The 18,775-nt window shown below is 41.5% G+C and carries 20 protein-coding genes; 8 read left to right on the forward strand and 12 right to left on the reverse strand.

Translation table 11 applies throughout. The annotated features are described in order from the left end of the window. Positions 1 to 89: 89 nt before the first annotated feature. From ACM0OZ_RS07980 to ACM0OZ_RS08020, 9 genes are all read right to left on the reverse strand, one after another. Complete coding sequence (locus ACM0OZ_RS07980; protein ID WP_414582256.1) at positions 90 to 668, reverse strand: helix-turn-helix transcriptional regulator; 579 nt, start codon at positions 666 to 668, stop codon at positions 90 to 92. A gap of 247 nt (positions 669 to 915) precedes the next feature. Then, positions 916 to 1,329, reverse strand: coding sequence for a tannase/feruloyl esterase family alpha/beta hydrolase (locus tag ACM0OZ_RS07985; protein ID WP_414582257.1), 414 nt, complete (start codon positions 1,327 to 1,329; stop codon positions 916 to 918). A gap of 187 nt (positions 1,330 to 1,516) precedes the next feature. Then, the gene (locus ACM0OZ_RS07990; protein WP_414582315.1) at positions 1,517 to 2,044 is read right to left on the reverse strand and encodes an HARBI1 family protein; all 528 of its coding nucleotides are present in this window, start codon (positions 2,042 to 2,044) and stop codon (positions 1,517 to 1,519) included. Between the two features lie 102 nt (positions 2,045 to 2,146). Further along, the gene (locus tag ACM0OZ_RS07995) at positions 2,147 to 2,452 is read right to left on the reverse strand and encodes a transposase family protein (RefSeq protein WP_414582258.1); all 306 of its coding nucleotides are present in this window, start codon (positions 2,450 to 2,452) and stop codon (positions 2,147 to 2,149) included. A gap of 328 nt (positions 2,453 to 2,780) precedes the next feature. Next, the gene (locus ACM0OZ_RS08000; protein ID WP_414582259.1) at positions 2,781 to 3,647 is read right to left on the reverse strand and encodes a hypothetical protein; all 867 of its coding nucleotides are present in this window, start codon (positions 3,645 to 3,647) and stop codon (positions 2,781 to 2,783) included. A 21-nt stretch (positions 3,648 to 3,668) separates the two neighbouring features. After that, positions 3,669 to 4,196, reverse strand: a complete 528-nt coding sequence (locus tag ACM0OZ_RS08005) for a hypothetical protein (protein ID WP_414582260.1) — start codon at positions 4,194 to 4,196, stop codon at positions 3,669 to 3,671. A gap of 20 nt (positions 4,197 to 4,216) precedes the next feature. Next, the gene (locus ACM0OZ_RS08010) at positions 4,217 to 4,660 is read right to left on the reverse strand and encodes a hypothetical protein (RefSeq protein WP_414582261.1); all 444 of its coding nucleotides are present in this window, start codon (positions 4,658 to 4,660) and stop codon (positions 4,217 to 4,219) included. A 403-nt stretch (positions 4,661 to 5,063) separates the two neighbouring features. Continuing rightward, complete coding sequence (locus tag ACM0OZ_RS08015; protein ID WP_414582262.1) at positions 5,064 to 5,537, reverse strand: GNAT family N-acetyltransferase; 474 nt, start codon at positions 5,535 to 5,537, stop codon at positions 5,064 to 5,066. 68 nt (positions 5,538 to 5,605) lie between these two features. Further along, complete coding sequence (locus ACM0OZ_RS08020) at positions 5,606 to 5,884, reverse strand: hypothetical protein (RefSeq protein ID WP_414582263.1); 279 nt, start codon at positions 5,882 to 5,884, stop codon at positions 5,606 to 5,608. 9 nt (positions 5,885 to 5,893) lie between these two features. Here ACM0OZ_RS08020 and ACM0OZ_RS08025 point away from each other — a divergent pair, with 9 nt between their 5' ends. Then, the gene (locus ACM0OZ_RS08025; protein ID WP_414582265.1) at positions 5,894 to 7,540 is read left to right on the forward strand and encodes an NCS2 family permease; all 1,647 of its coding nucleotides are present in this window, start codon (positions 5,894 to 5,896) and stop codon (positions 7,538 to 7,540) included. Positions 7,541 to 8,086: 546 nt separating this feature from the next. After that, positions 8,087 to 8,959, forward strand: coding sequence for a hypothetical protein (locus ACM0OZ_RS08030; protein ID WP_414582266.1), 873 nt, complete (start codon positions 8,087 to 8,089; stop codon positions 8,957 to 8,959). A 185-nt stretch (positions 8,960 to 9,144) separates the two neighbouring features. On the opposite strand, the gene ACM0OZ_RS08035 is transcribed toward ACM0OZ_RS08030, so the two are convergent. Then, complete coding sequence (locus ACM0OZ_RS08035; protein ID WP_414582267.1) at positions 9,145 to 9,978, reverse strand: hypothetical protein; 834 nt, start codon at positions 9,976 to 9,978, stop codon at positions 9,145 to 9,147. A 770-nt stretch (positions 9,979 to 10,748) separates the two neighbouring features. Between ACM0OZ_RS08035 and ACM0OZ_RS08040 the strand changes: the two genes are divergently transcribed. The 5 genes from ACM0OZ_RS08040 (at position 10,749) to ACM0OZ_RS08060 (ending at position 15,405) form a co-directional block, all read left to right on the forward strand. Further along, positions 10,749 to 11,534, forward strand: a complete 786-nt coding sequence (locus ACM0OZ_RS08040; protein WP_414582268.1) for a peptidylprolyl isomerase — start codon at positions 10,749 to 10,751, stop codon at positions 11,532 to 11,534. Positions 11,535 to 11,801: 267 nt separating this feature from the next. After that, positions 11,802 to 12,341 carry a serine hydrolase domain-containing protein gene (locus tag ACM0OZ_RS08045; RefSeq protein WP_414582269.1) on the forward strand — a complete coding sequence of 180 codons (540 nt, stop codon included), beginning with the start codon at positions 11,802 to 11,804 and terminating at the stop codon, positions 12,339 to 12,341. Positions 12,342 to 12,493: 152 nt separating this feature from the next. Then, a complete protein-coding gene (locus ACM0OZ_RS08050; RefSeq protein ID WP_414582270.1) occupies positions 12,494 to 13,198 on the forward strand; it encodes an SDR family oxidoreductase in 705 nt (234 codons plus the stop codon). A 186-nt stretch (positions 13,199 to 13,384) separates the two neighbouring features. After that, on the forward strand, positions 13,385 to 14,608 hold the full coding sequence (gene hppD, locus ACM0OZ_RS08055) for a 4-hydroxyphenylpyruvate dioxygenase (protein WP_414582271.1): 1,224 nt from the start codon (positions 13,385 to 13,387) through the stop codon (positions 14,606 to 14,608). A gap of 98 nt (positions 14,609 to 14,706) precedes the next feature. Then, positions 14,707 to 15,405 carry an HAD family hydrolase gene (locus ACM0OZ_RS08060; RefSeq protein WP_414582272.1) on the forward strand — a complete coding sequence of 233 codons (699 nt, stop codon included), beginning with the start codon at positions 14,707 to 14,709 and terminating at the stop codon, positions 15,403 to 15,405. A 182-nt stretch (positions 15,406 to 15,587) separates the two neighbouring features. Here the strand turns inward: ACM0OZ_RS08060 and ACM0OZ_RS08065 are convergent, their stop codons facing one another. Continuing rightward, positions 15,588 to 16,223 carry a CPP1-like family protein gene (locus tag ACM0OZ_RS08065; RefSeq protein WP_414582273.1) on the reverse strand — a complete coding sequence of 212 codons (636 nt, stop codon included), beginning with the start codon at positions 16,221 to 16,223 and terminating at the stop codon, positions 15,588 to 15,590. A 683-nt stretch (positions 16,224 to 16,906) separates the two neighbouring features. On the opposite strand from ACM0OZ_RS08065, the gene ACM0OZ_RS08070 reads away from it, so the two are divergent. Then, the gene (locus ACM0OZ_RS08070; RefSeq protein WP_414582274.1) at positions 16,907 to 17,626 is read left to right on the forward strand and encodes a response regulator transcription factor; all 720 of its coding nucleotides are present in this window, start codon (positions 16,907 to 16,909) and stop codon (positions 17,624 to 17,626) included. Positions 17,627 to 18,335: 709 nt separating this feature from the next. On the opposite strand, the gene ACM0OZ_RS08075 is transcribed toward ACM0OZ_RS08070, so the two are convergent. After that, positions 18,336 to 18,533 (reverse strand): DUF2811 domain-containing protein, encoded by a 198-nt coding sequence (locus ACM0OZ_RS08075; protein WP_041039473.1) that lies wholly within the window; start codon positions 18,531 to 18,533, stop codon positions 18,336 to 18,338. Positions 18,534 to 18,775: the final 242 nt, after the last annotated feature.

Consider the following 18,775-nt stretch of genomic DNA (forward strand, 5'->3'; position numbering starts at 1 on the left):
CATCGCTCTTGGAGGGTTTCAATACTGGCTCATCGGTGAATGTGCCAGTTACCCGCATGATTTTATTGTTCAGGAAAGGGCTTTATTGTTTACTGTTCTGCAAGAAACTTGTAAATCTCACGCTTTACCTGAACAAGCAGATCGCGTACTCGATTTGCTTGCTCCAAATTGCCACTGCGAGCAATTTGTGTGACCGCATCATTCAACTCGGTTAAAGTACGCCGCAATTCAATCAGTTCAGAAGGTTTACTTTCCGTAAAACTGTCGTGAACGTTTCTTAAATGAGATTGCTGGTTGCGATCGCTTAAGAATTGTCTACCACTCTCTGTAATCGTGTAAACACGCTTGCCATCGACTTGCTCACTGGTCAAATAACCGCCTTCTTCCAGCATCTGGAGTGTTGGATAGACAGAACCTGGACTAAGGCGGTGAAAGCCTCCTCGACGGGTTTCTAGTTCTTTAATCAGTTCATAACCGTGCTGGGGACGCTCAGATAGAACCCCAAGCAAAATGAATTTCATGTCACCGCGACGGGTGCGAGGCTCATCTCCCCAACCACCACTAGATGAACCTCTGCGTCCATGTCGCCCACTCATGAAAAATTGATTGCCAAATCCTTCTCCAGCATGGGCTGGTAGAGGAAAACGTGGATGAAATTGTCTAAACATATGTAACTTCTTGTGTTTCTTTGACGTATCACGATATATCGTTATTGCTAAATAAAATATAACGCGATATATCGAATCTGGCAATCACAAATTCTACCGAAAATTTTGGGGTTAGAGCCTCGCCCATAAGAGTGCGAGTTTATTCTAAAAAAGGGTATGAATGTAGGTTGCAGGGACAAGTCGCGATTGCCCGAAGGGCAGTGCCCTTCGGGCAATCGCTGAACCATAACGTTGAAGCCCTCTAAGATTACTGAGGCTGAAACAAATCATTTCCGATCCAATCAATACGATCGTTTGGAATTCGGGAAAGCATTACCCCGACAAAGTTTACGGCATCGTCAATGCTTCCTTTGCCGCTATATGTGGCTTGCATTGGGTAAGGAAATATCGGTCTTGTTCTGACAATGGTTGCATTGCTGCTCGTTGCTCTTTCTGTCGGATTGCTGAACCCACCACTTGCTGAGTCATCAGCCGTTTGGAATGCAATGATTTTAGTTGGGGGAGTGCCTTGTTCAACCCATGCCACAATCGGTGTGAGCCAATCCAGCAGGACTGAAAATACAAGGGCGATGAGCAAGAAGCGCAGAATGATCGAGCCATCTTGGAACAATGATTGCAGTCTTCGACATCTCACAACAAATCCCCCTGATTGTTTAGACATCTCCGAAAATAGACAATACTAATCTATAACTGACTTTCAGGCGTGCGATTGCGCGGAGCGCAGTGCCCAAAGGGCAATCGCCAAAACGCAAATTCATCAGTTTCTACGGTATAATGGGCTTTTGAGATAGTTACTATTAGTAACAAGTGAAAAAAAGTAGTTTCAGAAGAAATTTTGCGGAGCGAGTCTAGCCGGAAGCTGGTAATATTAGCGCTCCGATTCGTAACCTGACTAATCCACAAATAGTCAGAATCACCTGCTCATATTTTTGAGGATTCAATCGAAACCTTTCCTGAGCAATCCGAAATATTTTCATTAACCGAATCATATGCTCAACTAAGATTCTTTCTTGTGATAACTCTTTATTTTTTTGTTTTTGTTCGATGGTAAGTTCTCTACTTTTCGACTTCTTCTGCGGGGTTTTAATTGATGGTTCTCCTATATACCCCTTATCGCCGTTAAACCGTTGTTTTGAGTCAAATCCTTTTTGGCGCTCTCGGAATAAATTTATATCACTTTTTGGTCCTGGTTCACCGGCAACTACATCAACAATATCCCCTCCATCGGGTAAAACAATTAACTGATTTTTTAATGTATGATTTTTCTTTTTACCGGAGTAATACTTTTTTTGGTTCTCATACTCTTTTGGTCTTTCTCTGGGCTGCTCACAGCTATCTACTATTAACTCAAACTCGGTTAACAGTTCTTTAACAATTTCGTAGCAAGGAGCGTTTTTTTTACCTGTTCAAGCAAACTGCATGGTAGCAAGTCTCTCAAGAGTGGAAACCAGTAATTAAATGTATCATTGGCAGTCGTTTCACTCACTCCGCTCTTGTATACCTAACAATTGAAATGTAGTTAAATGCCGCAGATATATCAAAGTTAGGAGTACTTGCTCTTCGATAGATAGCTTGACTTTCCGACCACCACCTTTATTTATAATTCTAACTTTCTGCGCTTCCATTTCTGCAAGACGCTCCGCAGTGTAATGTGATTGCGCTCTGCGCAGTGCCCCTTGGGCAATCGCTTGCTTGATTAGTTGCTCTAGTTGCTCGTACTTTAGACCCACTAATCGTTGTGTATCCTGACGATTCTGTTCAATGTACGCAGATATAGAACTCATATTCTTGTTGTCATAAAAGATTGTTGATTCTTATTTTAGTTGAGTTTTTTATATTTCGGAGATGTCTTTTGCAGTCTAAACTCCCAGTATTCCGCATCTGCAAAGCGCAAAAATCAATTCAGATGTTTCAAATGGGCAGACGATTTACTAGTTTTTTAGTAGACAGTTCTAAAACTTTCCTCTCTCTACAGGACTAATCACCGCGCTGTCAAAGGAATTCAGTTAATTACCTTGTATTACACGGACTTATCGGGTAAATCTGTACCTGTTCGCCGGATACTTTCCAAACATCCTTTTAGACCGCGACCAACTTATTGAATATGCTACCTCACCTTTCATACTTCTCATACTTCTTCTTATACTCTTCCAACTTCTTCCGCACGGCTTTAATTGTCTGTTCAGAACCAATTTTGACTAGTTCATCTTGCTGATTTGCATTGTGGGAGAAGGAGTAATTCACCTCAATAACATTCGCACCACTTGTGTAGAGTGCAAATTGCTCTACACCATTTACAGAATCCCTGTTACCGTTAACGAGAGAGATATTTATATTGATAGTCTTTATCTGAAGATTCGTAATCTCTTTGTAGGGAAACTCTTGTGTACTATCACTCAATATTTGTCCGTGTATTAGAGTGTGTAGACATTGATAAGTTAAGATATTATGGTCGGTTAAATAAACAATCAGCACATTAAGATGTGAATATCGAAATTTGCCATCTTTACCGAGAACATATCGTGTTTCATTTGATTCTGCTGGACCTCCAATAACCAGGGGCTTTGCTTTATAATCTCCGTCCTCTAAGTCAAGTTTCCTCAATGACTCTTCAATGATGCTATTTATATCACTATTCATCCATTTATCTATCTGTTCATCTGATGGCTTTGGTTCTGCTTGTGCATAATCGTTTTTATATTGTTCCAAATCTCTTTTATACCTTTGCTTCTTCCTTGAATTCCTTGAAGACTTAACAAATCCATAGCTCAAAGCTATAAGACCAGAGTATCCTGCAACAACACTTAATTGCATGAGAAGCATTTGTCCAGAAATTAACATAAAAAATGCGATAACAAACAGGACACCTCCATAAATAATGGTGTTCTTAGCACGCGAATAATCAGGTTGAGCAGGCTTATTGGGACTTTCCGTGAAATATTTGCGTACTGCTTCAGAACGATTTAAGGAAATACTCATGGCAGTGATTTCTCCTCTTTACTAATTAGCTCTTCCAAATTTGTTATATAGGTGCATCCAATATGGATTTTTCTGGTCATCGAGATGATAAAGAATTTCTCTTGCATGTTCAGTCTCTATGAATTGACCTTGACTGAAAAGTTGGGCAGATGTAGGAGTCTTTTCTATGAATCCATTCATGACGTAATAACCATGCTTGACGATTGCCCAAAGCATATAGTATCTCGATGATTTGGCATCTCCACAAACTGCAGTATTCAGTTCTGATTCAATTCTTTCAATCGTCCATACGTCAATTTTTCTAGGTTTTTCACCACTCAATAGTGCAATTGCCAAATAATAGTGAGTGTCGGATATTGACGGATTAGTTTTTGTTGCATCAGTCAATACATCAATAGCCTGACGGTAAGCTCGTTGATTGAGAAGCTGAATTCCTTTGTGCAGTAACTCCTCTGCAGTTACTTGTGGACTTTGATAGATATCACCAACATGCCCAATACTGTCTGTTTTAATTTGATAATTTTTCCCGCCGTAATTGTTTTGCTCCATGTTTGTGTTCCAACAACAAACTACTTAGTGTAATCATCACCAATTCGTTCAATTCGATTCGCTTGAACTTGAAAACCTTTGGCATTGTCACGGTTCAATTGCTTCATTTCGCCAAACTGCACTTGTTCCTGGCTTATGTTCTGAATGTTGATAATCTGCTGTGCGAGTTGTCGCAAATCATGAGCAAAACTTGGTTCTTCCTCCATCTCGTCATCTAGGTAAGTGGTCAATTTGTTCAATGCTTCGAGTGAATGCTGTTCCTGAACTGCGGTAATTGCTTTTTCTGCCTTAAGATTCTGTCTATCCTTGAACCGTGACACAATCTTGTGACGTAATTCATTAGCTTTGTTTAAAGCCTCCGTTGTAAGCTTTTTGGCAGCTTCTCCTGCACTAGACTTAATGAACTCATTAAAAGCAAGCTTAAGAATTTCAGCAGCAGTCAAAGCAACAATTGGGTTAGTCATGCAATACTCCAGCAGATTAGTAGATTTACTTATATTTATATACTTTCAACAATGAAGTGCCACGACTTTTCTGTAACACCTCCAATCGAATAGCGAATACTCTACCAATACCCTCCAGCGGAAGGAATATGGCGCTGACAAGTGACACCGCTTTGGTTGTACCACTCGGCTTGCATAATCACTGATTATACATATTTTTCCGTATATCCACTTTACTTGTAAGGATATCAAGAATTTCTCTAGATATCATTTCATATCAGGATATTTCGTCCCTACTGGCTAGTCAGTATCACTTATAGTGCTTTTCATTGAGCGTGAGGTACACGGGTAGCGGAACGACGCGAGGAAGCCAAGCGGGAAGTGTACCCATGACGGTGGTTTTGATTGTTAGATAGCACTTTAGCTACAACTTCTCAACCCTAAAGAATAATAATGGATTGCCATTCACAATCCTTTCCTCTACTTCTCTCATTCCAATTCTTTCTGCTAATTTCCGTGACTCAAGGTTTGGCTTATCACAGCTTGCTAAAAGATACTGATAGCCAACTTCGTTAAAACAATACTCCAGTATTCTGGTTGCGGCTTCAGTAGCATAACCTTTTTTGGTTGCTTCAGGCAGCAAAGCATAAACTAATTGGGGCTGCTCCTCATCAAAGAAATACCACAAACCAACAAACCCAATAATTTCTTTCTCATCTTTAGTCTCAATAAACCAAAGACCAAACCTTCTTTCATCAAAGAGCTTTTGGCTCTCTATCAACATTTCTTTAACTTGTTGCAAAGGCAAAACTTTGTCGTCGCATAAATACTTTCTAACGTACGGATTAATAAAAATATTGTGTAGTGTGTTCAGTTCGCTCTCTAAAATTGCCTTCAATAGCAACCTGTGAGTTTCAAATATCAAGCTCATTCCATCTTCCCAAATTCAACTTTTCAATCTTCTCTTTAGCTATACCGTCTGTCCATTCGTTCCGAGGCATACACTGGGCTGCGATCGCACTTCGGTGCCCAACCTAGGCGATCGCCATCATTTATCCCTTGCTGACTCAATCTCTTGCAGTATAACCTACTGGGTAAGTAAATATACTTCAAGAGCTTGTCGCCAGACATCGCCCCCTTGCCAAAGTGAACAAAAAAGCGATAGTGCATACTTTCCGATCTACAACTCCAAACAATATCTTTACTGATATCCTTGAAGCGATCGCAAAAAAATTGTCCAGGCAAAAGTAAATTATGGAAAATGCAACACTGAAGGCTCCCCGCTGGTTTGTTCGCAGAGATATAGATGGTTTATTTGGGCTTTTTCTCGACAACTTGATTCAAATTTTGTTGATTGTTAATTTGTGTCAAGGAGTGCTTGGATTTCCTCCCTCCCTGGTATATGGGCGTATTTTGCCAGGAATTGCTTTAAGTTTAATTGTCGGTAACTTTTATTATGGTTGGTTAGCTTACCAAAAAGGTCAACAGGAGCAGCGAGATGATATCACTGCTTTACCCTATGGCATCAATACCGTGAGCCTTTTTGCTTATGTATTTTTGGTGATGTTACCTGTGCGGTTGACGGCGATCGCCCAAGGTGCATCTTTAGAACAAGCTGCTGAACTCGCGTGGCAAGCAGGTTTGGTAGCGTGTTTGGGTTCAGGTTTGATTGAATTAGTCGGTGCATGGATTGGGAATCCTCTGCGTCGCCTTGTTCCCCGTGCGGCAATGCTTTCAACTCTAGGTGGTATTGCCATCACCTTCATTGCCATTGGCTTTCTATTTCGGACTTTTGCCAATCCCGTGGTGGGTTTAGTTCCCTTAGGCGTGATTCTGATTACCTACTTTGGGCAGGTTCGATTTGCCATTCCTGGTGGTTTATTAGCAGTTCTTTTAGGAATTGGTTTGGCATGGGGAACAGGTTTGGTAAGTTGGGACAATGCCAAGTTCGTCACTGCACTACAACCGATTGGAGTTTACATACCAAGATTGTGGTTAGGGGAATTGTGGAATAGTCGCGCCGTCTTACTAGACTACTTCAGCATCATTTTACCAATGGGGCTTTTTAACCTTGTCGGTAGTCTGCAAAATTTAGAAAGTGCTGAAGCTGCCGGAGATACTTATCCTGCTACCCCAAGTCTTGCAGCTAATGGTATTGGTACGCTTGTTGCCGCTGTTTGTGGTTCTTGTTTCCCCACCACCATTTATATCGGACATCCTGGCTGGAAAGCTTTAGGGGCAAGAGTGGGCTACTCAATTCTCAATGGTATTTTTATGGGGTTGCTGTGCCTGACTGGAACCGTGGCAATGCTTGCCTATTTTGTCCCGATTGAAGCTGGAATGGCTATTGTGTTATGGATTGGTATTGTGATTGTGGCTCAAAGCTTCACAGCAACTCCTGCTCATCATGCACCTGCTGTCGTTGTCGGTTTGTTACCAGGAATTGCAGGCTGGGGTGCATTAATCGCCAAAAATGCACTACGGGCAGCAAGTCTAGGAACCCCAGAAAAACCTTTAACACCAGCCTTAATTGAGCAGTTTAAGCTCAGCGATACATATATTGATGGTGCTTTTGCTTTGGAACAGGGATTTATTTTTTCAGCTATGATTTTGGCTGCTATCACAGTTTATATTATTGAGCGTGACTTCAAAAAAGCTGCCTATTGGTCTATTGCAGCTGCTTTACTCTCTTGGGTGGGTTTGATGCACAGCTACCGTTGGACTGTAGCAGATACTGTTGTCAATTTAGGTTTTGGAACTGGAACCCCTTGGGCTGTCGGCTACATTTTGCTTGCCATTCTCTTTTTCTACACTCAATGGCAAACCCGTCATCAAAAAGGAAATCAAAAGGTTGTTCAATCTCCATCACAAGAGGCTTTTGATAGAAATTTAAATAAATGAGATTATGACAAACAACGATAACTATTAACCATATAAAAACATCAGAATTTCCTTGAGTGTAGTTACATATAGCAGTCCTACCTCAGGGCGAACGCATCTAAATTATTTTTGACAAAAAGCTACGTTTATCCATCTATACAAGAATCAGAATTGGTCGTTTGATTATTTTCCACCGCTCAAAGCGATTGGGCAAAGCCCACTGTCCTTCGGGCAATCGCCTTTTCAGCACTGCGCTGGTCGTGATGCCCATATTGTAATACATCTGTCATACAAAGTATGAAAAAGTTCGATTGACAACATCAAAGACTGCAAGCAACAATGCTATTAGCATGTTCTCATAAATACAAATAATAAATCAAATCAGCAGCAATATCCACATGGGCAAACACTACACTTTCTCAAAACCGATGAAAAGCTAACAATAGCTATCAATAATTTTGCTTTATTGGTGACAATACTGGAACCAGACTTTGGACTGAAAGCTTCTTCTATAAATAGACTTAAACGTTTAATCCGAAGATACAAAATATTCTTTCAAGTAGATCAATGAGTAACTTTTCCCGTAAGCAATCACGTCGTCATACCCAAAAAAATAAAAACATACCCTCGTTTTTTAAGAAACTGCAAGAACTTGGCGGAACTGTAAGTGAAGTCAGTTCTCAAATCAGCGAAGATATGGTTAGCGAGGTAACAAGGTTAAGGCAAGATATTGTCAAGTCAGTTAAGTCGGCTACAGACTTTGGACAAGACGTCGCTCAATCTACTATTGAACGAGGGAAAGCAGTACAACAGGGAACACGTCAGTTTTTTGGAGAGAAGCTGGAGCAGAATCAAGACTCTCTTAAGAAGAAACTAGAGGAGAACCAAACAGCAAAGGAAGCAGCTGCAAGAGCACAGATTGAACAGATTGATTTAGATGCAGTTGAGAAACTTGTAGCTGATCTTTGGACAAAATTTCCCAACGCAAAACCTGAACAAATTGCTCAACGTCTGCTTCGCCGACAGCTCCTGCGCGTAAGCAGAACTTCTGTAGTCATGAATGTTGTTCCGCCCAAAATGGCAGAGACTGTCGGGGTTGATTATGTTGAAATTGCTCTCATCCAAGCTGAAATTATTTTTCAGATCGCAGTTGCTTACGGTTTTGAACTACAGGTTCCAGAATGTCAAGATGAAGCGTTTGCAATTATTGATCGCGTACTTAGAGCCAATAGATTAGCAATAATTGGTCTAAGCGCAACACAAATGATTCCATTTGCTGGAGGATTTATTAATACAGGAACTGATACTTATTTAGTTTATCAAATTGGAAACACGGCTCAACAGTTTTATAAATCTCTAATTGAAGAAGAGGTTCCAGGGGAAATTTTAAACGCTTTTATACAAGAGACAGAAAGGCGATACAAGCAACGTTTATGGTAGCAAAAACTGACAAATTACAGCAAAATTTACCAGTCAGAAGTCAGGAGTCAGGAGTCAGAAGTAAAATTGGCTCTATTTCTGGCTCTTGAGTTGAAAACGTGTACCTTAATAAAGATGCAAATTGCTGTATCTCTAAAGCTTGAGGTTTTCTGTTAGCACCGCCTTGAACAAGTGAGAACACCAAATCACCAAAATCGCTTTAGTGTGTTCCCATCAATATTATTATCAATATTATTGTAAAAGGGATGAGCTAACTGCTCAGCACTGAACCCCAGTAAATTATCCGCTAAAACAGAGAGTTGAGTCGCTCTTTTTGACATGGCGGTGACGGTGCTAGTCAATGGCAAAGAAACTAGTCCTTGTGGGACACTAAGTGTAATACTCAGGGAATTTAGTACTGATGATAACTCTAGATCACAATTAGAAAGCAGCCCAAAGGTGAGATTATGGTTGATGACTTCAAACAAGTCAGCATAAGGGTAATCTCTTAGAGAATCTTTGACGAAGTCGGCGATAGGTTGCAGTGGCTTGAATCCACTAACGTCAAATCCATCAATATAATCGAGGCTGACAAAAACATCTGCTACACTGTCACACGCCGGAATTAAGATGTCTTCTAACTTAAACAAGACAAGTCCATTGCTCTCACCCATAGGGGTACACGTGATTGTGTTAGCAAACGGGAAAGGAAATTCCATCGATGCAACATCAAGTGTCACGCTCAACGAGCCGAGTTCTGATGACAAATTTAAATCAGAATAATAGAGTAGTCTAGAGACTAGATTAGCATTGATGACCTCAAACAAGTCAGGATGTGGATAATCTGTTAGATAATCTTTGATATAATCAATAATCGGTTGTAGTCGCTTGATTCCACTTGGGTCAGGTTGTTCAACATATTCCAAGCCAACGATCACATTGGCAACACGACTACGCTGTTTAATAAAGATGTCTCCTAATTCAAGCGAAACAAAGGTCGAGTTACCTATGAAGCTATCAAAAATGAATTGGTTTGACATAATTTAAATTTTATGATATTAAAAGTGTTTTTCAATACGATAAGGATTGCTTAGTATTCTCTCATCCTTATCTTGCAAACTTGGCGAGCGCAAGTTATACGGTAACGGCTATTGGCTACTCAAGCAAGATTTGAGTTAGTCATATTTCCATTGGGTGACACCATTATAAGTATCGACATAAACATACATAATATATTTACCAGGAGTAACGGTTTTTTATTGTGCTAATGCTGTTGTATCTTATGAACACGTTTGGGAGAATCCACTGAAACGATACAGTTGTTGAATTAATATTGCAAGAGCTTTTGCAGTGGTTTGAAGGCTACAAAATCAGGCTACACAAGAAAAGTCAGTTTTGTGGTATACTAGCAGCCTCAAGAAAATTAAGCACCAAAGAAGCCGGATGGATGCCCGCCGACTCCTAGTGCAGCGGGCGCAGAAATAACTAGACAGTTAGGAACAAGTAAAACCCTGGATGTGTAAGTACTTTTCTCTACTGACTCCTGACTCCTTGTACTAGCACGAGTTCAGGATAAAGAATATGCATTCCTTAAGTCGTTTTGAGCTTGCAGCAAGTAAAAATTCCAGATCTTAGCAGCCCGTGAATAGAAAGCAAAGAGTCCAAATCACGCAAAAGTAGACGAGAAAGTTACCTGTAAATGGTCAGTACAGTAGAACTAGAGATACTATTATTAAGATATGTTGATAAAACCTAAAGAGTGACGTAGCTCTATCTTGCCAAAAATATAAAGCAGAACATTTAGGAGGTTATGGTTCCAGTTTTACAAGTAGGCGATCGCGCCATTAGCAAGGACGAACTCATTCCCCTATTGAAGCAATACGGAATTCTGCCGCAGTTGCTGCGAGAGATTATCATCGACAGTGCGATCGCCAACGTTACCCTGACACAAGAAGAAAACAGTCAGGCATATAAGCAGTTTTACCAACAGCACCAGTTGAATTCTGAAGATGACCTACAAGCATGGTTACAAGCCCGTGGTTTAAACCGCCAACAAGTAGATTATCTAGCCACACGTAACATCAAACTGGAACAATTCAAGCGCAGCACTTGGGCAGACAAGTTACAGTCGTATTTTCTAACGCGTAAGGCAAAGTTAGATCGGGTTGTTTATGCTTTGATTCGGGTCAAAGATATTTGTATAGCCCAAGAGCTTTACTTCCGAATTCAAGAAGGGGAACAGTCTTTTAGCGAACTTGCTCGCGAGTATTCTCAAGGTCCTGAGGCTCAAACAGGCGGCTTAATAGGTCCAGTTGAGTTGGGAACTCCCCATCCAGCCCTGGCAAATATGCTGGCATCAGTTCAGCCTGGTCAGCTTTTACCACCAACACCATTAGGAGATTGGATTGTCATTGTACGGCTGGAAAAGTTACTGCCAGCTCAGTTAGATGAAGAAATGCGGCAGCGACTACTCAATGAACTCTTTGAATACTGGCTACAAACTCAGTTAAAAGAGAATTTACAAAACGTACAGCCTCAATCTCCACAACATCCAGATGAACAACAGGCGTTTGTCAGCTCAGATACGACTCCATAAGTTAGCTTAAAGAAATATAGCAATGCTAAATCATAAGCCTTACGGGCTGCCTTCGGCTACGTGAACAACAAGATTCCCGACTTCGCTTTTATTTGTCGGGAAGCTAACCCAATGGATTTCCACAAATCAAATAGGATGGCTATATTCATCTAAAAAGTAATGGCAATTATCCCACTTCCCCCAGTTAACTCATCTAGTTGGGTGAGGCAAGACTGCTATAACTCAGCGTATTTTAAGTACAGTGGGTTGACAGGAAAGAGGATTGCTATGTCTGCTTTGCTAAATATCGAAGCAAAAGTAAATGAGTATATTGATGCTAATGTAGAAGTTCACAAATTTAGTGGTTCAGTATTAATTGTTCAAAAAGATAAAGTTTTAGTGAGTAACGGCTATGGCATGGCAAACTATGAACTAGACGTGCCTAATACACCGCAAACAAAATTTCGTTTAGCCTCAATTACTAAACAATTTACTGCAATGGCAATCATGCAATTGCAAGAAAAAGGATTGCTCAACGTTGATGATTCTATAAATAAATATATACTTGACTATCCTGAAACAGGTAAACAGATTACTATCCATCATTTGTTAACTCATACTTCCGGGATACCTAATTTTACAAGTTTCCCAGATTATCTGGAAACTATGATGATACCTGCGCCTCTAGAAAAAATAATTGCCTCGCAAGGGAAAGCAGTGCCCCGAATCGCGATTGCCCGAAGGGCAGTGCCCTCGTGCCCAATCGCTGGCAAATTGCGCTCTGGGAAGCCCCTAGTGGTCCATCGCACAAACTTTGCGGGTTTGTAGTGAGCGATTTATCGCTCAAAGGCGCACTCTTCGTGCTTACTACGTACCCCTCAGGCGTTGTCTTGGCGGACTACTAGTGTAAAAGTGAACCCACAATTTCCGGCTGTTACACAGTATCATGTACTAAGCTGTGAAGAAATGTAAAGAATACGATGCAGGATAAAGTCGTTGTTGTTGTCGGTGCGACCGGTGGTATTGGTTCAGCTTTAACTCGCAAACTAGCCGCTACAGGCGCACAGTTAGTACTGGTAGCCAGAGATGCTGCTCGGTTGGCAACACTGGCATCTGAGTTACCGGGGCAAGTTTTGACAGTGGCTTGTGATATTACTAACTCCCAACAGGTAGACACACTGATATCCAAGGTTGTTGACCAAAGTGGTCAAATCGATGTTTTGGTGAATGCAGCTGGTGCTGGTATCCTTAAGCCCTACAACAACATAGAACCAGCTGATTTGGATAGGATGCTAGATGTGAACTTAAAAGGCAGCTTCTACACTTGTCAAAAAGCAGCTCAGGAGATGCAAAAGCGCAAGTCTGGTCACATCTGTAATGTAGTAGGAATTCTGGGCAAGCATTCAATGGCAATGGCAGCAGCTTACTCTGCTTCCAAATTTGGTGTCGTCGGTTTCAGCAAGTGCATGGCAGAGGAACTCAAGCGCTTTGGCATCAAGTTTACGTTATTCTACTTTGGTGGGGTAGATTCTCCTTTCTGGGACAATGTGAGCTTGAAGGTAGACCGGAAAAAAATGCTCAGCCCTGAAACTGCTGCCAATGCGATTTTCTTTGCCCTCTGTGCCGAACCCCAAGCCGTGCCAATGGAAATTAACATCCAGCCAGATAGTCATCTGTTTTTCTAATTTCCTGGTAAAAATGCTAAGCGTTGCTAGTTATTAGTTATTGCTTGTTCCAGTAACCACAAACCATTAACCAGTAGCAATTCACTATCTGCGAATCTAGATTCTTGCTTAGGAATGACCTGAAAATCCAGTAAAAAAGGCAAAATTTACAAACAGATAAGCAGTTGCGCTGGATTTTCACAGTATATGAAAATTGATCACGTTCACTTCTATGTGGAAGATGCGAAAGCGTGGCGCGATTGGTTTGTATACCATTTGGGTTTTCAAGTAGTCGCTGATTCTGCTATTCCGTCAACCTTCCTACAAAACGAAGACTGTATTGCCTTAGAAGGTAGGAATGACGCTCACACTTGGACGGAAGTGGTAAAAAGTGGTCGAGTCTACTTTTTGCTGTCTTCTGCCCTCTTACCCTCAAGCCCAGTGGCTGAGTTTTTACGCCAGCACCCGCCTGGTGTGGCAGATATTGCTTTTTGTGTTGAAAATGTAGAACAGGCTATTTCGCTTGCTCAAGTGCATGGGGCAAAAGTCCTGCAACCAGTTCAACAATACCAATGTGGTCAGAAATACATTAAATGGGGCAAAATTGCTGCTTGGGGTTCCCTGTCTCATACGTTGATAGAAAGGGAAGTGGGAGGAGATGAGGGAGATAAGGGAGATAAGGGAGATGAGGGAGATGAGGGAGATGAGGGAGCAATATTTTCTTCCTCATCCTCCTCATCCTCCTCATCCTCCTCATCCTCCTCATCCTCCTCATCCTCATCCTCATCTTCTTGGTTTGCTGCCATAGACCATATCGTGCTGAACGTCAATGCAGGTGATTTAGAACGTGCAGTGACTTGGTACCAAAAAATCCTTGATTTTCAACCCCAGCAAACGTTTAACATTCAAACTGCTCGCTCTGCTCTATATAGCCAGGTGATGGTTTCGGGCAACGGTGAAGTACAATTGCCAATTAATGAGCCAGCTTCAGCCAATTCTCAAATTCAAGAATTTTTGAACGTGAACCGAGGACCAGGAATTCAACATATCGCCCTGCGGACACGCAATATTGTTGATGCAATAGCCCAATTTCGTGCTACTGGTCTATCTTTACTCCCAGTTCCCAAAGGCTATTACTCACAGATTAGACAGCGAAAAGGACTTCCCCTGTCTACAGACGAGCTGAATGCTATTGCCCAACAGGAAATTTTGGTTGACTGGAAAGAAAATACTTTTTTTGGGTCGAAGAATATAATCCCCGTACTACTGCAAATTTTTACTCAGCCTATCTTTCGACAGCCGACCTTTTTCTTTGAGTTTATTGAGCGTCGTTACCAAGCTCAAGGTTTTGGCGAAGGAAACTTTCGCGCTTTATTTGCAGCAATTGAAAATGAACAAATCAAACGTGGTAGTCTCAAAGATTTTGGATGACAGATAAGAAATCCAAAACTGATTTATTAATTTTTTAAAAGTACACAGCAGCAGCATCTGGGATAACCTGTTAATAATTATTTACATTTAAAAAACCAATGTTAAGAATTATTACAGATTTCGACGGTCCCATTATTGATGTTTCCGAACGGTACTACCGTGTGTATCTATTCTGCTTGGAAAAGATTCGACGCCCAAACCAACAAGTACGGCAACTTGCTAAAGCGGAATTTTGGCAGTTAAAGCGATCGCGGATTCCGGAAAAACAAATCGCTGTTATTTCTGGTTTAGATGAGGCGCAAGCACAGGATTTTTCTCAATTGCGACGACAAACAGTGCATACAGAACCTTACTTTGAGTACGACACCCTTGCTCCTGGCGCTGTAGAAGCACTGTTAAAAATCCAACAGGCGGGTGTTGATTTGGTCGTCATGACGATGCGTCGGGTGAGGGAATTAGATTATGCCTTCAAAAAACACGATTTAGGTAGATTTTTTCCAGAAAATCGCTGTTACTGCCTAAGCAACGACTACGTGAAAACCCGTGACATCGACGATAAACCGTTGTTGATGGCACGGGCAATACAGGAACTCCCTCCTGCTTCTGATATTTGGATGGTGGGGGATACGGAAGCCGACATCATTTCTGCCACAAAACATGGTATTAAGGTCATAGCAGTAGAGTGTGGCATCCGCGATCGCACTCAACTAGAACCTTACCAGCCGGACTTAATTGTCTCTGATTTAAGTTCTGCTGTGGATTTAGTCCTAGAGACAGCGCTACAACAAACAACTTGAATTAGCAATAGGCAATAAGGAATCGGATGAACCTATTCCTTACTGCCCATTAACTAGCCGTCATGAACTGCGTACACAGGGGCATGAAAAATTTTATTATCTCCTCTGCTCGGGTGCTCGGGTGCTCCCTGCTTTTTCAAGCCAGGTCTTTCATTGTGCCTAGCTACTTAGCAAAAATCGATTTACTTTAAAAAACTAGTGATAAGCCATAACAATACGAAAGTTACCACCGTAGAAAATTGATTCTCTGTCCAACTCAAAAATTGTATTTGGGGTAGCAGCGAACTGGCGACTAGTCCCCCTGCGATTAACCCTGTAATTAGACCAATAAGCGTTAATAAAACGGCTCTACCAAACTTTCCTTCCTTACGATTAAGAACATAAATACTTACACCCACCCCAAGCACTAATGCCAATTGCAAAATCTGGTCGTTTCCAGCTGGTCCAGCTGGGTAAAACACGCTAATGGCACTCAATCCAACATACCAAGCTCCAGGCAACAGCAAATTGGCTGGAGTTGGCTTATCTAGGACTCGTTGCAGCCACGCAGGCGACTGCTTGCGAGGGGATGGACTTTCTTTTGAAGGCGGTTGCACGAGGCGCTCTGGAAATCGGATGCGTTCAGGCACTTTGATTTTGCCTTCTTGGCGCATCCTTAAGCGCTCCATTAAAATGGCGTCATAAGCTGCTTCTATAACTTCCAGACGTTTGGCATCGCCACTGTATTGCTCCAATAGGCGATTGCGAACATCCTGAATTTCATCGAAGCTAGCATCTTCTGATACCCCAAGTTTTTCGTAGGGATTGTGCTCGCTCATGGGAGTTTATCACTTTAGCCTCAGTCGGCGGCAATATCTTTCTAAAGAAAAAACGACTATAGTTTTATGTTGGTCGAAACGAATGTTTTGGTCAATTCGTATGTCTTACCCGGATAGTAGCATAGGTAAGCTGCATTAATTTGGTAATTTTAACTATAGTCACTTTAACATATAGCTAGAACTCCGTGTATACCCTCATGTCGTTCACTAAAGCGAGCTTTACTCTAGAATTTAAGCTAAAAATACCTAGAAGCCATTTTTATGAACAAATTTTTTTTTGTTTCAGATTTGACAATTTACTGCACCTTTGCCGAACTGGGAATAATTTAGCCGACTATGTCTTGTGCCATAAAGCCGCATATAGATTTAAAATTGAAGCGTTTTAAATTCTTGTGCAACTGGGACAAAGCTTGTATCCTAGTTTACTCAGTTGCCATAGCTAAGGTTACAGCATCTGCCTTTTGGACATAAAGTTAACAAGAAAAAGCCAGACAGACAACTCAGGGGTAGCATTACCAAAATATTTACGCCCTCATTGTTGAAAATCCTGATTACACTAGTATTTGAATAATCAGGGAAATCATGCCTTAGCCTTGTAGATACATATTGTCCCCAAAGCGAAAACCGCTTTTAAGACGGAATTCGCTTGTTAATCCTATAAATTTTTGTGCAAAGTGATGGTCATGGCTCCTGCCAAGATTCTTGTAGTTGATGACGACCCTGCGGTTCGGAATTTAATCCAACGCTTTTTAATCAAGCAAAACTATCAGGTAGAGGCTGCAGAAGATGGTAAGACTGCTCTAGCGCTGTTTGAGCAATTTAACCCAGATTTGGTGATTTTAGATGTAAATTTACCAGACGTCATTGGGTTTAACCTCTGCCAAGAGATGCAAAGCCGTAACGGAGTTTTTGTATTGATGCTAACTAGCCGTGCAGATGAAGCGGACAAGATTCGCGGCTTTTCTAAAGGTGCTGATGACTATCTCACCAAGCCATTTGGTTTGGGAGAACTGGAAGTCAGAGTGGCAGCAATTTTAAGGCGTCAGCGTGTTGTCACTACGGCAGAACAGAAGCGCCTGGTATTTGAAAAGCTGATGATTGACCCAGTACGCCGGGAGGTCACACTTAACAATCTACCCGTGCTGTTAACTGCTTTGGAATTTGACTTGTTGCATTTTTTAGCCAGCCATCCAGGTCGAGTTTGGCGACGCGCTGAACTGATTCAGGAGGTGTGGGACTACGAGTACGTCGGTGACCAAAGGGTTGTAGATGTACATATCGGTCAAATTCGTAAGAAGATTGAGGCTGACGCCACCCAACCAGCATTAATTCAAACGGTACGTGGGGTTGGGTATAAATTTGAATGCCCTTCTCAAGTCCAGCAGTCTGAAAAATCGCAATAGTAAGGAATATTGCCGCCAAAATCAGTGAATGACAATGGTTTTACTTAGAATTAAGGTTAAAAAATAACCTTAATACAAGCCCTTGAACCCAGTGACCGCACAATCAAAAGTCAGGCATTGCTTTGAGGTGTAGATTTGTTGAGTTCTAGAACTGGAGCATAACCATAACCATAATCAAGTCTAAAGGAGGAAGCATAAAGGATGAAGGATGAAACAGTTCATACTTTATATTTCATCCTTTAGTAGTATTTTTACCTGTTGACAGCCAAGCAAATTAAGTGCTGGCAAACACATCGGACTATTTCTGTTACGTTTAAGCTTGATAACTTCAAAAAAATTCGTGATGGTGCAAGCGATAATCTTGAGTGGCGACTACCGCCACTCAAGATTTTTGATTGCTGATATGCTGCATTAACGAAGGGAAACAAACGGACTGCTTAGCCGTTTAAGATGCTTATCACCTAAATGGCGCTCCTCATATTGTGCTTCAACTTCCTCACTTAAAAGCGCCGAAAAAAATAACCCTGATACATCAATACAAAGCCTTGAGGTTGTGCCGCCAACACAGCCTTTGCGGTGTTGGTGGTTATGGAACGCGCAAAGGCGTTATGCCCGCTTTGTGACCATTCCAGTAGATATTACGCAGCAACTGACGGTTCATCAATTCCAAGTTTTGCTTAAACCCCTGATTTGGGCAACGCATTTCTATTTAGCACTGATGAAACAAAGTTTCTAGATAAACCCGGGCAGCGCGGCGATCGCTATCTCCATTTTGAAGTAAAAACAATGACAGCGCTGCGGTCAGTACACGTTTTTGATCCCAGTCTGGATGTGTTTCCAAGTAGCTTTTGAGTGATTCATGAAGTGTTTCGGGAATTTCTGTAAATATGCTAACTGTTGCATTCATAAAATTCGTCTCCTTTGAAGTTTTCCAATGGGGAAACTTGCCTCTAATAAGCCATAGTGGGAACACACAGCCCTTAGGCTGTCCGACAATCTGCGGCAACAGCTTAGGTAATTCTACACAGCAGTTCAACGGACTAAAAAAGCAAGCCGCATCATTTTGCGTCAAAAGGGGGTGGGGTTGTCAATGCTGCGAAATATTAAGAAGGAGTTGAAAAAAAATAAATCATCACGAAAGAATCAGGA

Origin of the sequence: Scytonema sp. PCC 10023, assembly GCF_963920835.1 — a bacterium.
GTDB lineage: Bacteria > Cyanobacteriota > Cyanobacteriia > Cyanobacteriales > Nostocaceae > Kalymmatonema.